The sequence below is a fragment of the Candidatus Nitrosocosmicus oleophilus genome (assembly GCF_000802205.1).
GTDB lineage: Archaea > Thermoproteota > Nitrososphaeria > Nitrososphaerales > Nitrososphaeraceae > Nitrosocosmicus > Nitrosocosmicus oleophilus.
In genome coordinates, this window is record NZ_CP012850.1 from 2,685,558 (window position 1) to 2,700,693 (window position 15,136).

Annotated in this window: 17 protein-coding genes and 1 tRNA gene; 5 read left to right on the forward strand and 13 right to left on the reverse strand. The window is 36.3% G+C overall.

Annotated features, from left to right (window positions below):
- Window positions 1-112: 112 nt before the first annotated feature.
- Together carA and NMY3_RS12895 are read right to left on the reverse strand one after the other, a co-directional pair.
- A complete protein-coding gene (gene carA / locus NMY3_RS12890; protein ID WP_231100420.1) occupies window positions 113-1,228 on the reverse strand; it encodes a glutamine-hydrolyzing carbamoyl-phosphate synthase small subunit in 1,116 nt (371 codons plus the stop codon).
- 83 nt (window positions 1,229-1,311) lie between these two features.
- Window positions 1,312-2,535 (reverse strand): glycosyltransferase, encoded by a 1,224-nt coding sequence (locus NMY3_RS12895; RefSeq protein WP_196816250.1) that lies wholly within the window; start codon window positions 2,533-2,535, stop codon window positions 1,312-1,314.
- 78 nt (window positions 2,536-2,613) lie between these two features.
- On the opposite strand from NMY3_RS12895, the gene NMY3_RS16740 reads away from it, so the two are divergent.
- The 3 genes from NMY3_RS16740 to purD all read left to right on the forward strand — a co-directional run bounded on the left by NMY3_RS16740 (window position 2,614) and on the right by purD (window position 6,134).
- Window positions 2,614-3,948 (forward strand): calcium-binding protein, encoded by a 1,335-nt coding sequence (locus NMY3_RS16740; RefSeq protein ID WP_231100066.1) that lies wholly within the window; start codon window positions 2,614-2,616, stop codon window positions 3,946-3,948.
- A 34-nt stretch (window positions 3,949-3,982) separates the two neighbouring features.
- Window positions 3,983-4,324: a methionine--tRNA ligase subunit beta gene (gene metG, locus NMY3_RS12905; protein ID WP_196816251.1), complete on the forward strand. Its 342-nt coding sequence runs from the start codon at window positions 3,983-3,985 to the stop codon at window positions 4,322-4,324.
- Window positions 4,325-4,841: 517 nt separating this feature from the next.
- Window positions 4,842-6,134 (forward strand): phosphoribosylamine--glycine ligase, encoded by a 1,293-nt coding sequence (gene purD / locus NMY3_RS12910; protein WP_196816252.1) that lies wholly within the window; start codon window positions 4,842-4,844, stop codon window positions 6,132-6,134.
- A 1-nt stretch (window position 6,135) separates the two neighbouring features.
- Here purD and NMY3_RS12915 read toward each other — a convergent pair whose 3' ends face one another.
- The 7 genes from NMY3_RS12915 to NMY3_RS12945 form a co-directional block, all read right to left on the reverse strand.
- Window positions 6,136-6,705, reverse strand: a complete 570-nt coding sequence (locus tag NMY3_RS12915) for a 5-formyltetrahydrofolate cyclo-ligase (protein WP_231100067.1) — start codon at window positions 6,703-6,705, stop codon at window positions 6,136-6,138.
- 4 nt (window positions 6,706-6,709) lie between these two features.
- Entirely contained in the window at window positions 6,710-7,564 is an 855-nt protein-coding gene (locus NMY3_RS12920; protein ID WP_196816254.1) for a bifunctional 5,10-methylenetetrahydrofolate dehydrogenase/5,10-methenyltetrahydrofolate cyclohydrolase, read from the reverse strand.
- Window positions 7,565-7,670: 106 nt separating this feature from the next.
- Window positions 7,671-8,492, reverse strand: a complete 822-nt coding sequence (locus tag NMY3_RS12925) for a sulfide-dependent adenosine diphosphate thiazole synthase (protein WP_196816255.1) — start codon at window positions 8,490-8,492, stop codon at window positions 7,671-7,673.
- Between the two features lie 198 nt (window positions 8,493-8,690).
- Window positions 8,691-9,317 carry a DedA family protein gene (locus NMY3_RS12930; protein ID WP_196816256.1) on the reverse strand — a complete coding sequence of 209 codons (627 nt, stop codon included), beginning with the start codon at window positions 9,315-9,317 and terminating at the stop codon, window positions 8,691-8,693.
- A 224-nt stretch (window positions 9,318-9,541) separates the two neighbouring features.
- Window positions 9,542-10,102 (reverse strand): CBS domain-containing protein, encoded by a 561-nt coding sequence (locus NMY3_RS12935; protein WP_196816257.1) that lies wholly within the window; start codon window positions 10,100-10,102, stop codon window positions 9,542-9,544.
- An 85-nt stretch (window positions 10,103-10,187) separates the two neighbouring features.
- A tRNA-Gly gene (locus NMY3_RS12940) sits at window positions 10,188-10,262 on the reverse strand.
- Window positions 10,263-10,474: 212 nt separating this feature from the next.
- Window positions 10,475-10,711, reverse strand: a complete 237-nt coding sequence (locus NMY3_RS12945; protein WP_231100069.1) for a hypothetical protein — start codon at window positions 10,709-10,711, stop codon at window positions 10,475-10,477.
- 170 nt (window positions 10,712-10,881) lie between these two features.
- On the opposite strand from NMY3_RS12945, the gene NMY3_RS12950 reads away from it, so the two are divergent.
- Both NMY3_RS12950 and NMY3_RS12955 read left to right on the forward strand, forming a co-directional pair.
- A complete protein-coding gene (locus NMY3_RS12950) occupies window positions 10,882-11,295 on the forward strand; it encodes a hypothetical protein (RefSeq protein ID WP_196816259.1) in 414 nt (137 codons plus the stop codon).
- Between the two features lie 56 nt (window positions 11,296-11,351).
- Window positions 11,352-12,317, forward strand: a complete 966-nt coding sequence (locus NMY3_RS12955; protein WP_196816260.1) for a DHH family phosphoesterase — start codon at window positions 11,352-11,354, stop codon at window positions 12,315-12,317.
- 10 nt (window positions 12,318-12,327) lie between these two features.
- Here NMY3_RS12955 and rpsJ read toward each other — a convergent pair whose 3' ends face one another.
- The 4 genes from rpsJ to NMY3_RS12975 form a co-directional block, all read right to left on the reverse strand.
- Window positions 12,328-12,639, reverse strand: coding sequence for a 30S ribosomal protein S10 (gene rpsJ / locus NMY3_RS12960; RefSeq protein WP_148686504.1), 312 nt, complete (start codon window positions 12,637-12,639; stop codon window positions 12,328-12,330).
- A 10-nt stretch (window positions 12,640-12,649) separates the two neighbouring features.
- A complete protein-coding gene (gene tuf / locus NMY3_RS12965) occupies window positions 12,650-13,963 on the reverse strand; it encodes a translation elongation factor EF-1 subunit alpha (protein WP_196816261.1) in 1,314 nt (437 codons plus the stop codon).
- 289 nt (window positions 13,964-14,252) lie between these two features.
- Window positions 14,253-14,597 (reverse strand): phosphomannose isomerase type II C-terminal cupin domain, encoded by a 345-nt coding sequence (locus NMY3_RS12970; RefSeq protein ID WP_231100070.1) that lies wholly within the window; start codon window positions 14,595-14,597, stop codon window positions 14,253-14,255.
- A gap of 149 nt (window positions 14,598-14,746) precedes the next feature.
- Window positions 14,747-15,073, reverse strand: a complete 327-nt coding sequence (locus tag NMY3_RS12975) for a hypothetical protein (RefSeq protein WP_196816262.1) — start codon at window positions 15,071-15,073, stop codon at window positions 14,747-14,749.
- Window positions 15,074-15,136 lie beyond the last annotated feature (63 nt).

Below are 15,136 nucleotides of genomic sequence, written 5' to 3' on the forward strand. Positions count from 1 at the left end.
CGCTACCTAGTACCAGGACCTTATTTATATTCGGGTTTCGAGGCATTAATTTTCATCACAAGTGACATTTTGACTAAAACTATGAACATTAAGAATTAAATTTATATCTTTTCTATGGTGTCACGATTTTATGTGCCTTTACTAGATCTTTAAACTTATCAAAGACATACAAACAGTCGTCAGGACCAGGTGAGGCTTCGGGATGAAACTGTACTGCTATAATTGGCTTTTCCAAGTGTTTTAAGCCTTCAACTGTCTGATCATCAATATTCTTGAACCATATCTCAAAATCAGTCTTGTCTAGGCTCTCTGACTCGATTCCATATCCATGGTTCTGACTTGTTATTAGCGTATGCTCAGAAAATAGGTCCCGACAGCTTTTATTTTGACCTCTATGTCCAAATTTTAGCTTATGTGTTTTCGCACCCCCTGCCAAAGCGAGAATTTGATTGCCTAAACAAATGCCTAAAGTAGGAATGGATCTTTCGATTAGCTTAGAAGCAGTCTCTATAGTTTCTTTACAAACTATCGGATCCCCAGGACCGTTGCTCAAAACCACACCGGCCGGGTTATGAGCCATTACCTGATCTATTGAGGAGTCCCAAGGCAGCCTCACTACCTGGAATCCAAGTCTTAAAAGGTTTCTTATAATGCTATATTTAGTACCGGTATCAATTAGAACAATTTTTGGAGATAACTCTTTTCCGTAATAGGTAGGCTTACTAATTGAAACCTCGGGCATAAAATTATAAGAATCATAATCAAAACTTTCATCGTCCTGGTTTTCAGACTTATCCATTACAATCCTAGCATTCATGACACCATTAGATCTAATCTTTTTTGTCAATTCTCTGGTATCAACATCACAAACTCCTGGAATTTTCTCTTCAAATAGCCATTGATCTAGAGTCTTCTCACAACACCAGTGACTTGAGACATTTGATAAATTATTAACTATCAAACCTCTTGTTTGAATTCTCTCAGATTCAAAAAATTTAGGCAAGCCAAAATCGTCTAATTCCTGCTGAGATGGAACTCCGTAATTACCAATAGAAGGATAGGTAAAACATAATATTTGACCCCTATATGATGGATCGGTAAGTGTCTCTGTATACCCGACCATACCAGTATTGAATACTATTTCTCCTGACACACTTGTTGGAAAGCCAAATCCTTTGCCTTCAAAAATAGAACCATCATCTAGAATTAGTTTTGCCTTATAATCTATTACTCTGTTTAATAAAGTCGGAATTTTTTTGTCCCTCTCAAACCAAAAATTAAAATCATTTATAAATTTTTGTAAATGATTCTTTAGCAGCTAATCCCCTTGCTATAGTTATATTCTCTATCTCTCCATTTTATCTTTGCATGTTTATCTGAGATCAATATAGACCAAACAAATGAAAGGGATACTACAAAACAACCGACTGGAGTGCCTAAAAAGTAAACCGCATTATGCGTATTGGCTTTTTTTAATTGATAAAAATTTGTCCAATAAATACTCATTATGTTTAGGATTGTAAACGACGCCAAAATACTATAGGACAGATCTTGTTCTGCAAGATGGACATAGTAGGCAACCAAACAATATATGAGAACCAGGAATGGAAAAGACATTAAGAAAAATATCCCAATGGTCATGAGGATTGAGTTCAACCGATCCGTAAAGTATAAAGGAATAATTAATCTTTTCAAAGAATTCCAAAGGGTGTTAAAATCTCGTGCCCAGTAGGCTTCCAATAAGTCTTCACCGCGGAACATTTTTAATTTATATCCTTCTTCCTTCAATTTTTTACCCAAAGCTCCATCCTCAACTATTTCTGATTTGACAATAGCATGAGTCCCAACACTTTCGTAGCATTCTCGGGTAATCACGAAAAAACTCCCAAACAGATATCCAATACTGACATTAGGATCATTAACTCTCATAGGAGAGTATCTAGAAAACATAAAAACTGATAACACAGGTAATACCATTTTTACAATAAAATTTGGGTATTTTAAGTTTGGAACTGCAGTAATAACATCCAACTTTTCCTTGATCAGTGTTCCCAATGAATCCCGAACACTTCTATTTGAATGAATCGTATCAGCGTCGGTAAACATCAGATATTTTCCTTTTGAGTTTTGATATCCGATGTAACAGGGCCAGTTTTTACCGACCCAACCTGACGGCTTTTCACCTGCTTTGAATATTCTAACTCTAGGGTCATTTCTAAAATTCTCCATCAAGTCGAACGTAGAATCGGTTGAATTATCATCCACAAGTAACAACTCATAATTCTTTATGTTTTGATCGAGAAGACTTTGAATGCATTTTTGGATATATTTTTCTTCGTTTCTAGCTGGAACAATCACACTGATCAATTCTCCCTCTAAGGCTAAGTTATCGTTAGAATAAATTTTTGGAGATAATTCAAATGACCTCCTTAATACAAAAAAAAGATAAACCCATATTCCAAACGAGCCAATTATGATTACGGCCAAGAATATGTTAATAATTACGGAGATTTCCACCAATGATTCAACTTTCATTTTGACATATAAATATAACACAATACTATCAGGAAATTAGTAAACATTTTTAAGTAAAACTTTTTATAAGCTTAGATAATGCTTAGAAAAATTAAGATTGATAAACATACCTTTAGTTTATTATTCCTTGTAATTTCCACATTCTTACTTTCTCAAAGTTACAGTGTAGCAATTTCATTCGCCCAAACAGAATCAGTATTAGTTTGCGATTTTGTGCAGTATTGTTCCAATCCTGTTGAATTGAGTACGAGTAACAATGATTCTTCAACTGCTGCCACAGTTACGCCTGAGACTGAAGCTCAAACAACAGCAGAGTCTGAAGCTCAAACAACAGCAGAGTCTGAAGCTCAAACAACAGCAGAGTCTGAAGCTCAAACAGCTCCCGATTCAACAGAACTTTTGCCAGATGTTACCTCAAATATTTCTTTGATAATGACCCCAGATTTACCAGGTAACTTGGCAGAGGAAGTTTCTCAAGACTCCCTTAATCAAGATTTGTTAGCTGCTAATGACACTCAACAGATATCATCAAATGCGACATTGGATAGTCAGTTGGTAGTCCCTGAAAATGCGACCGTAATTACACCGGACGCTCAAATCCCACTTGAAAGCACCACTGAAAACATTTCAATGACTATTCAAGACGATAATGGCACTATCACTGCTGACAGTGGTTCATCTAATCAAAGTGAGATTGCAACTACAATTCCTCCCGATAATGCAACTATGTCTATTGACGACAGCAATATGTCTCAAGTTGCCCCAGTTAATGAGACCATTGATACAACAGCAGGAAATGAGACCATTGATACAACAGCAGGAAATGAGACCATTGATACAACAGCAGGAAATGAGACCATTGATACAACAGCAGGAAATGAGACCATTGATACAACAGCAGGAAATGAGACCATTGATACAACAGCAGGAAATGAGACCATTGATACAACAGCAGGAAATGAGACCATTGATACAACAGCAGGAAATGAGACCATTGATACAACAGCAGGAAATGAGACCATTGATACAACAGCAGGAAATGAGACCATTGATACAACAGCAGGAAATGAGACCATTGATACAACAGCAGGAAATGAGACCATCAGTCCAGCAACCTCGGATGTAAATCAGAGCACTGCAACAAATGAGACCATCAGTCCAGCAACCTCGGATGTAAATCAGAGCACTGCAACAAATGAGACCATCAGTCCAGCAACCTCGGATGTAAATCAGAGCACTGCAACAAATGAGACCATCAGTCCAGCAACCTCGGATGTAAATCAACAAAATAGTGGTTCTAATGTCAATGAGGTCCAATCTAATTCAGGTCCAAATTCTGAAAATCAAACTGCTCCACCTTCCTTCTTGGATCCTTTAATTAACCCATTCAAGGAACTTTTTGGAATCAAATAGTATCCAATACATTTTTTTGCTTCGTCGATACAACATGAGCGAAATCAGGAATAAAATATCATTTGATGAATTCAGCAAAGTTGAGCTTAAGGTTGGTAAAATTTTAAGTGCAGAAAATATGCCCGGATATAAGAAGATATTAAGATTAATCGTCGATTTGGGCGGAGAGGAAAGAGAGATTATGTCGGGGCTGGCCAAGCACTACCAACCGGAAGAGATGGTAAACAAGAATGTCATAGTATGCACCAATCTTGAACCTAGGAAGTTTGGAGATCAAGTTTCAGATGGGATGATTCTGGCTGCTTCAAACGAAAATGGGAAACCCATTCTATTAACGGTAGTTGAAGACACGATTCCAGGCTCTCAAATTACATAACCAAACGCTGTTGGATATTTTTTTGATTGGATTAAATTTTTTTCTTTAATATACAAATTAAGCTAATAATATATTCTCCATAATGAATTTGATTTTAGTATAAGATTATAATCCGCGATAATATTTGATGAGTTGTGGATACTGATTTCATAGACAATGACGATTGTTCAGATGAATCATTACCAACAGGAAGGATAATTCTTACAAAACATTTGTTTTTACCTTCTGGAAATTTCATGTGGGAAATACAAAGTAGAAAAAATAATTCAAGTTACTATGTTGACCATGGCCTAACATTTTGCTCCTGTAAAGGTTTCTATTATAACTACAACAGAAAAAAATGTTATCATCTGTCTGATGCCCATAAGTATATCCAAAATTCAAATTATACAATCTCTCTTTATGAAGACAAAAATTATAATCAGGTGGTTAAAAGCATGATCCTTGCCATTATTTCTAACTCGTAAGGAATAATATCTTAATTTCAAATATATATTAGATAAGAATTCTATCGATCATGCATGATTACGAGAATATACTAATCGTAGGTTCGGGGGGTAGAGAACATGCTCTGGGTTGGAAGATTTCTCAAAATAATAATGTGAAAAAAGTAGTATATGCAAACGGGAATGGTGGGACTCATCAAAATATTCAGATATTACCTACTGAAATAGACAAACTAGTACAATATGCTAAAGAAAAGGAATTATTTACTGTTGTTGGTCCAGAGGTACCATTATCATTAGGAATAGTCGATACGTTTAATTTTTACGATTTACCCATTTTTGGTCCAACAAAAAGCGCAGCTCGACTAGAAACCAGTAAAGAATTTTCAAAGCAGTTCATGAATCGTCATTCTATTCCAACTAGCGAGTTCAAAGTATTTACTGACGCCGAAAAAGCTATAGATTATGTTGAGAGAATTAACTTTAATGCGGTAATAAAAGCTGATGGACTAGCAGCAGGAAAAGGAGTTTTTGTAAGCAACAATAAAACAGAAGCCATAGATGCGATTGACCAGTTGCTGAATAAGAAAATTTTTGGCCCTGCATCCGAAAAAATCATCGTGGAGAAGAAGATAACAGGAGAAGAGGTTTCCCTTATGGCCATTTGTGACGGAGAAACTTTCATGATTATGGATACCTGCAGAGATCATAAGAGAGTTTTTGACGACGATCTGGGCCCTAATACAGGAGGTATGGGCAGTTATTCACCTGTTTCTGAAATAAGTGAAAGTGATTTGGATTATATTTCAGATAAAGTCTTTAAGCCTGCTGTCAACGGAATGCAAGCTGAGGGTAATCCATTTCAGGGCTTTCTTTATGCTGGAATAATGATTGAAAAACAGACCGGCAAACCATTTGTTTTGGAATTCAATGCGAGGATGGGAGACCCTGAGTGTCAACCGCTAATGATGAGAATGCAATCTGACTTGTTTGAGTACATAAAGGCAGCAGAAAATAAATCATTGGATTCCATGCAGCCTATTATGTGGAAGGACAAGTTTTCTACATGTGTCATAATGACATCTAAGGGATATCCTGACAAGTACGAAACCGGATACACAATAAGAGGTTTGGGTAAGCAACCTGAGAATGAAATTATGATATTTCATTCCGGGACAAAACTAAACCAAGATAATGAACTTGTTACTTCAGGAGGACGAGTATTGGGTATAACATCACTGGGCAAGTCAATTGATGAAGCAATGAATAAATCCTATCAAATAGTGCGAGAAATATCATGGGGTGATAATCAACAGCATTATAGAACCGATATTGGCAGAAAAGGCTTGAACTCTGATAGATGAATTAATTCACATTTATCATTCTTTTCTCTGAAATAAGTGTATTCATTTTAACATCTTGATCATTACAAATAATTTTTTCCAAAATTAATTGGAAATCATATCCAAGGCCCACTAAAGTCATGTTTTGAAAACCAATTGAATTAAAAAACTTGTCATAATAGCCCTTTCCATATCCAATCCTGTTACCCGTTACGTCAAACACGACACCTGGCGTTATGACGATATCGAGAAGGTGATTCATATTTTCGCTAGATGTCTCAGGTTCCATTATGCCATATTTGCCAACCTTAAGGCTCTTAGTTGGATCGTATTTGAAAAAACTAATCTGCTCATCTACAATTGTAGGTAGACATACTGTCTTTAAATTCAAAACGGCTTGAGACATTATTTGAAAGGTTTGGACTTCATTTAAAATAGGATAATACAGGCCAATAACTTTACTTTCTGAAAAGTACTTTGAACCAAGGAACCTTTGTTGAGCAGACATACTTTTTATGTAGCAATCATAATAAGGCAAGTTTTTTCGTATCAGGAGATATTTCTTTCGCAAGATTTCTTTTGAATGTACCATTTTTTTACTTTGCGTATGCCTTGGAAGCCTCGACTGTGTTCCGCAAAAGCATGCATATGGTCATGGGGCCAACCCCACCAGGCACGGGAGTGATGAAGCCGGCCTTTTCCTTTACCTTTTCAAAATCCACATCCCCGCAAAGTTTACCATTCACTCTATTTGTTCCGACATCAATTATTGTTGAGCCGTATTTGACCATGTCAGGAGTTAATACAAACGAATCCCTATTTCCTACAGCGGTAATTATTATGTCTGCGTTTTGGGAGAAATGTTTGAGATTCTTGGTGTGAGAGTGAGAAATAGTAACAGTAGAATTTTTCCTTAATAACAATGATGCCAAAGGCTTTCCTACCAAATTACTTCGGTTAATAATCAATGAATGTGCCCCATCCAATTGAATACCATAAAACCTGAATAATTCCATTATCCCGAGAGGGGTACATGGTATTAGATTTGTTTTATTATTAAGTAACAAACCAGAATTGATATATGTTAAACCATCAACATCTTTCTTAGGATCCACTTTGTTGATTATCTGATATTGATCCAGATGATCTGGTAATGGTAATTGTATTAATATGCCATGAACAGTAGAGTCTAGGTTAAGTTTTTCAATTAATGTGATCAATTCTTTCTGTGAGATTTCACCATCTAATCGATAATCAAGAGTCCGTATCCCTATCGAATTGGCAGCTTTTTGTTTGTTGTTAATATAAACCAATGAAGGCGGATCGGATCCAACAATAATTGTAGCCAGACAAGGTATCACACCTTTGGTTGCTAGTCCAGATATTTCATTTCTTAGATTTTCTTTGACGTGATTAGATACCGCTAATCCATCTATTATCTTAGCTGTCAATATATCCATCTAAGTATAAAATTGATATAATTTTAGTTTTTTTATATAAAAATAATCACAGGACCAAAAATTAGAATCAAAATAATAAAGCAAGCCCAGGATTTGCTTACTTGATTTTGACTTTGATTCTCGGAGAATCCGTTACGTTTTTCAATTTGGCTACTGCTAATTCGCCTGCTTTTCGACCTGACAATAGCATTGATCCAAAAGTGGGGCCCATTCGCGGTAGTCCAAAAGTTTCAGTCACAGACATACCAGCAGCGATTAATCCTGGGTAGACTTCTCCTGTTGAATGAACAACTCCGTCTTCACCACCTTCTACCCACATTGGATTCATACCTTTCCAATCAACCAGACCTCTTTGCATTAATCGTTTTACTGCCACAGAATCGTGACCTGTAGCGTCGATTACTATCTTACTCTCAAAGGCGACTGGATCAACACAAGTAATATTTCTAGGCAGTGCAGATACTGGCATCCAGTTTATGACCACCCCACATACCTTTTTGTTTTTCAAAACAAGATCATCAAATTTGGTCAACTGCAAAAATCTTACTCCAGAATCACAGGTTGCCGATATTAATTTAGAGCAGGCATCAGGACCCCAAGCGGCATACAAATTTTCATTGATTTTCCTATAGGGAACTCCTAATTCGTCCCAAACTTTTTGGGCTGGCGCTCTCACTGTGACTGGATTCATCATGTACCCACCTACCCAATAGCCACCCCCAAGATAATTATTTTGTTCAATTATCAGGGTTCTAGCTCCGCTTTTTGCGATTTCTCTCCCAGCTGATAACCCTGCTGGTCCTGCTCCCAAGATTATAACATCAGAATCGCTGTATTCTTGAATAGTTTCAAAAAACATAGAAGCAATGGAACGAGTAATCTCCTTTTCACTCACATCTGCAAATATTTTCTTATCCATATGACAAGTTCTGTATCGTAATATTAATACATTTTTCGACCACTGATTTTTCAGTAAATCCGATGTCCAAAAAGTGATCTCATGAAAATCTCCAGCTCTTTTGAAGATTATCAACCCAACTTGATTAATAGAATCATGATTTGACTAGACGATAAGATTCAAAGGATCATTGAGAGGAAAAGAGGGTAAGACCTAATCTTAGTTTTTTATACCTTTCTTCCTTTTGCTGATAAGCACATAACATGTAATTACTATACCTATTGAGAGCAACGTAACAACAGAGATGATTGGAAAATACTTTGAAAGTGCTTCTGACAAGCTATCCCATGAATTTCCCAGAAAGTAACCTGAAAAAACCAATATTAAGCTCCATACGAGAGATCCAAGAAACGTAAAAATTACGAATTTTGCAAAAGGCATTCGAGCTATCCCGGCTGGGACACTAATTAATTCTCTAACCCCTGGAGCCATCCGCCCTAGGAATACAGCATAAATGCCATATTTTTCAAACCATTTTTCTGCAGATTCTATCTTTTTCTCACTTACGAAAACATACTTTCCAATCTTGATAATAGCAATTCTTCCTATTTTGAAAGAAATAAAATAAATGACTATAGCCCCGATTGTAGCACCTACAGCCCCCGCAGCAGCCATAAAGAATGTCTCCACATAAGTAAAATTAGATTGGAACCCTACGAATCCTGCAAGAGGAAATATTAGCTCACTTGGGATAGGTGGAAACATAGTTTCAGCAAATGCAGCTATGAATATTCCGAGATATCCATAAGAGGAAACAAGAGATGTTATAATATTAATGATATCCACCTTGACTCAAAAGAGAGTAGAATAATTAATTTAATTAATTTTTGGTATATTTGAAAATTTGAAAATAAGGTTAATAAGGTAATATCACTATGTGAACTTATTGAGCGATAAGAGATGTGCTCTTTGTGCGATCGCCCTTTCCAAGGAATCACATGTAAGTATTTGCAGCGATTGTCTAAAGTGTGCTGATTGTTGTGTTGGTCTAGAAAAGTTGTAGAATACGATCAAGTTAGTTCTACAATCTTTAGTGTATCAGTTAATGTGATTATACCGATCACATTACCCTGCTCACTAACTAATACACATTTAGCAAATCGTACTAATGAAACTAGTGCTTTTGCAGGTGTAGATTCATCTACAAGAGGTGGTGGTGGCTCCATGACTGAGCCAATTTTTACCAAGTGTATGTCTTTATCATTATTTTCTATCATTATTTTGGCTAGATCATCCTCAGTTAATATGCCAACCAATCTAGTTCCATTGAAGACTGGCATTTGACTGATACTGTGATCACGCATTTTTAGAATTGCTATACTCAATGATTCTTCACTTTGAATAGTTATGAGATCTCTATTGCATATATCGCCAGCTTTTATAGATGCATCGCTCTCCATCGAGAGCAATATTTCAAATATTCTCTTGGCAGTATCGTAACTTGGCTTACATCTTCCTGACTCGATTTGATTTACCATAGAAGTACTTATCCCGCATAATATAGCTAATTTCTTCTGGGTCACTCCTAATTTCAGTCTGGCCTGTTTGATATAATCAAGTCTAGGTAGCATATTTATCAGTATATTGTTATCATCGACTAATAATTCTATAAAGTACTAAAAGATTTAGGAGGCCTTAGGGTCCAATAGTAATCAATGCGACGGCCGGGATTTGAACCCGGGTTACCAGATTGGCAATCTGATGTCCTAGACCAAACTGGACGACCGTCGCATTCGTGACTTTTTATAAAAATCTAGGTTATATTAATTATATGGTAGGTCATATAGACATCCTCGTCTAACGAACATGATTATGTGTGTTTGAAAGATCGAATTCAACAAAAGAGATACAAATCGCAAAGCTTCGGGCTGTAAATGACAACATATTAGTTCACAATTAGATATTTTACAATTATTGGTAAGAATTTGGAAAACCTATAATTTTTACAGTTCTATCTCATGTGTAGGTTCTAAGATTTTTTCTGTACCAGTAGGTTTTTTCATTACATTGTACTCTTCAAAAAGTGCATCTAAAGTATCTTTCTTTACAAAAAATTCTTTTTCAATAAATTCAGATTCATGATTGTCATTATATTCACGAATCAAGACTTTAAAAACCCCCTTCTTTATTTCCCTTACTAAGAAATCGGCATTTTCTCCTTCATAATTAAAGTAGGTCACATATTCAGAAATAGGTACTTCCAATTTCTCCCAAATAAAGTCAAAAATTAACCAATATGAGTGTATCAACTTTCAAATGATAAGGTATATAACCACCTCTTAATCTTAAACTAGATCAAAGTTTTTTGAAAGCGTTTAAATTTTAAATAGTAAATACGTTTTGTAAAAGTATGCATAAAAAAGATGCTGAAAAACCACCAATGGTTTTAATTTCAGGATCATGTCTCAATTTCAGAAAAGAAAGAGATTCAATTTTAGAATTAGTAGGACAACTAGAGTGGGGCTGCCATTATCAATCGAAGTTTGAATGCTCTTCGGTTGGAAAGACCATGGGTTGGGATTTCTTTAATTTATATTTTGAAATGGAATTTATAACTACATTATCTCAGGTACATCCAAAAATGCTTAAAGAAGAGGGAAACATTTTAGAACAACAGTTCTTGTTATGGCTTGAGAAGCAATTTAAGCGGATGAAAAAGGATTACCACCTAAAGCTTGTTGAAACCCCATTTGAGGTTTCGAAAGGGTTTAGAATAGATCCTGAATTCTATAGAACGGAAGAGACATTATGGGATTTGAGATAGGAGATTTTTTGTTCTCTTCTTAGATACTTTTGAATAGTACGCTCACTGGCAACAGATTGAACTCGATAATAGTTACTCATGAATCTGATGTAGACGGTATATTTTCTGCATCAATAGCACTCATGAGATACCCTCAGTCTAAACTAGTTTTTTCTTCATATGGAAGGGAGAACTTTTTGCGTATTTCAGATTTAATTTACAGGGAAGTTGTCTCAACTCATGGAAATGGTCTAGTCATTTTCACTGATTTGGGCCTAAATGATGATTCGATTTCCTCTATATCGGACACATTTAGTTTCCTTATATCAAACTCGTGGTCCGTACTTTGGATCGATCACCATCCTTGGTCAGAGAGCGCTTTGAACTTATTTGACAAGAATAAAGCCCTTCAACTGGTCCTTGACAAAGGCGGGAACAAATGCGCTTCGGAATTGATATACGAACACCTTTTATATGGGAATAGCAGAGCGAGTCAATTAGCAAGCATTGCACATACCTCAGACTATCTCTTAAAAGATCAAGAGATACCTCCCTTACCCGAATTGATAGTATATTACAGGACACTTCCAAATTTCTATCCAAAACTTACTTTACTATCCAAGCGAGTTTCTGATGGGGTATTGTGGGATACTGACATGCAGGCAGACTATAATGTTTACGTCACCCTTCGGAACGATGCAAAATCAAACTCCCTAAAAATGGTTAGGATTCAAGAATTATCTGGTGGCCTTAAAATGGCAGTAGTCCCAGTTTCACCCTTTATCCAAACAAGTTTGTTCTCAGAAGAAATATTCCAAAAAACTATAGCAGATGTGGCTTTCTTCTTTAATAAAGAAGCCAAAGTCAGTATTCGAAGAAATAATCCCTTAATCGAATGCAACAAGATAGCAAATGAACTCATTGAGGGAGGAGGTCACGAATATGCAGCAGGTGCAAAGATGAAATCTGATCCAGGGCAAATTGATGAGGTCTTAAAGGAGCTTGTAATGGCTACTGAATTATGGTTAAAAAAAAGAAAATAAGATAAAAAGATTACTGAGTTAAAGATACCTCAATATACACATCCTCTGGGATCTTTAGACGCATTAACTGCCTGATAGATCTATCATCTGCCCCTAGGTCAATCACACGTCTATGAACTCTCAACTCATACTTATCCCAAGTATTAGTTCCTTGTCCGCATGGGGACTTGCGTGTAACGACTCGCATCTTTTTCGTAGGTAGTGGATGAGGTCCCTTTAGACGTATTCCGTTTTTTTCTCCAATATCCTTAATTTCGGTGCATACATTTTCCAATGTCAATAAGTTTGTGCTTGTGAGTTTAATTCTGGCTTCTTGAGGCATCTATCGTCACTTATTTCTTATTTGGATCGTGTTTTTCAGTAATGTTTTTCACGATTCCTGCTGCAATGGTTGTTCCCATATCTCTTAGCGCAAATCGCCCTATTTCAGGGAATTCCTTAAAGGTCTCTATTGCCAATGGTCTTACTGGCCTGATTTTCACTATTGCAGCATCACCTGTTTTCAAAAATTTTGGTTTTTCTTCGACAATTCCACCAGTTTTAGGATCAATCTTGGCTACAAATTCTGATATAGTAGCTGCAACTTGAGCTGTATGGGCATGCAATACCGGAGTGTACCCTGGTGCCATAGCTGTAGGATGATGAATTACAATAATTTGTGCTTCAAACTCTTTAGCAACACTAGGTGGGCTATCGATATTTCCTATTATATCCCCCCTATGTATGGCCTTTTTGTCCACACCTCGCAGATTAAATCCAATGTTATCTCCAGCTTCGGCATAATCCATTTGGGTATGATGAGTTTCAATTGACTTTATCTCACCGGGGACACCTGAGGGCATAACAATAACCTTCTCGTTTGTTTTCATTTTGCCCGTTTCTACCCGTCCGACAGGTACCGTACCTACACCAGTTATGGTATATACATCTTGAACTGGAATACGCAATGGTTTATTGATAGGTTTTTCAGGAGGAGTAAAAGAATCCAGTGCCTCTGCTAGTGTAGATCCCTTGTACCAGGGCATATTCTCAGATTTTTTTACAAGGTTATCACCTTTCCAGGCAGAAACTGGAATAAAACTTACTTTTGATGTATTATATCCTACCATTTTTAACATTTTCTCAACAATTTCCTTAACTTCATTATATCGAGCTTCTCCATAGTTAACATCATCCATTTTGTTTAAGGCAACTACTATTTGCCCTACACCGAGGGTTCTTGACAGAAAGGCATGCTCTCTTGCTTGACCACCTGGTTCAGTGGCTGCTTCTGTTTCTCCGGGCTTTACTGAAACTACTAGAATTGATGCATCAGCTTCAGAAGCTCCAGTAATCATGTTCTTGATAAAATCTCTGTGCCCAGGTGCATCTATTAAGGTATAGAAGAATTTTGGAGTTTCAAACTTTTGAAATGCCAAATCAATCGTGATGCCCCTTTCTCGCTCATCTTTTATGCTGTCCAAAACCCAAGCATATTTGAAGGTGTCACCCTTCCCCGTTGCTTCAGACTCCTTTGCAAAAGAATCAATAGTTCTTTGATCTATAACACCTAAATCGACCATTAAATGACCAACAGTAGTTGATTTACCATTATCGACATGTCCTGTAACCACCAAATTCATATGTGGTTTTTTACTTGCGCTCATAGAAGATAAAAATCATTCAGGGGTTTATTTGTATTTCGCTATCTTATTTTTAATAACGTTTTGAAATCATATTTACACTGTTATGGAACAGGTCTGGGAATCGCAAAAACAACAAAAATGGACAAAAATAATCTGATCCTTGATTCTGAATTAATCAGCCAATTAACAACCAATTTGAAGATCTAGCAGAGTCCCTGACCTATCATAATAATAAACTATTGTTTGATAAAGAAACCAGGTGGGTCAAACTAATGGGATGAAAAGTTAGTGACTATTTATTGTGGCCGCCTTATTTTCTGTTATAGGCATCCTCTAGTCGAACTATGTCAGATTCTTCAAATTCGCCCATTGAGATTTCCAAAATGGTAGATGGGAATTGCAAATTCTTAACCCTGTGCTTTGAACCCTTACTAATGAAAATTATGTCGTTTTCCTCTAGTATACTTTTATTATCATCGAGTTCCACAGAAATAGAGCCCTTTAGAACCTTCCACCATTCTTCTCTTTTATGGTGATACTGTAAACTGGTTTGAGAATGTGGATTCAAATGTAATAATTTGACAGTGCATTTTTCATTTTCGACAAATTTTTCAAATTTCCCCCAGGGTCGATTCTCCTCATAAACCTCTATCATGTTTCTAGATACTAATCTCTATCATGTTATTTAAAAATAAATTGCGCTTTTTCTGAGCCTTAGGATTTCATAGTTAATACCGTTGAAATGAGGGGAGCATCAAATACAAGGATGGCAATAAATCGATTAATCTAATTTCCAAAATAGTACTAGCGGATTGATATCAATGAATCATCGAGTGTACCAAAACATTGGACAAAGAGATTATTACTTCTCTTAAAGATCCAAGTAGAGAATTCATCGAATGTGAAGACTCTCTGATGCTGAATTGCGATAGGAACATAGCCTCCAAAAGTAATAACTTGGATCACGACGAAATCCTCATTTACTATTGCAAGTTCTTGTTCCCCATAATCACTTACCTCATCAAGAAGTGTAGTGTAAAGTATTACTGGTTTGCCTGTTTCAGCGACGGTCTGAGAAAGGTCCATCAACTTCTCTTTGAAATTGTCAATCAGGCAATCTTCAAAGGACATTTGTTTGCTTTCTTGTAATCTCCGCACCTTTTTCAAGCAATCTTGTTCAACTAAAAGAATTTA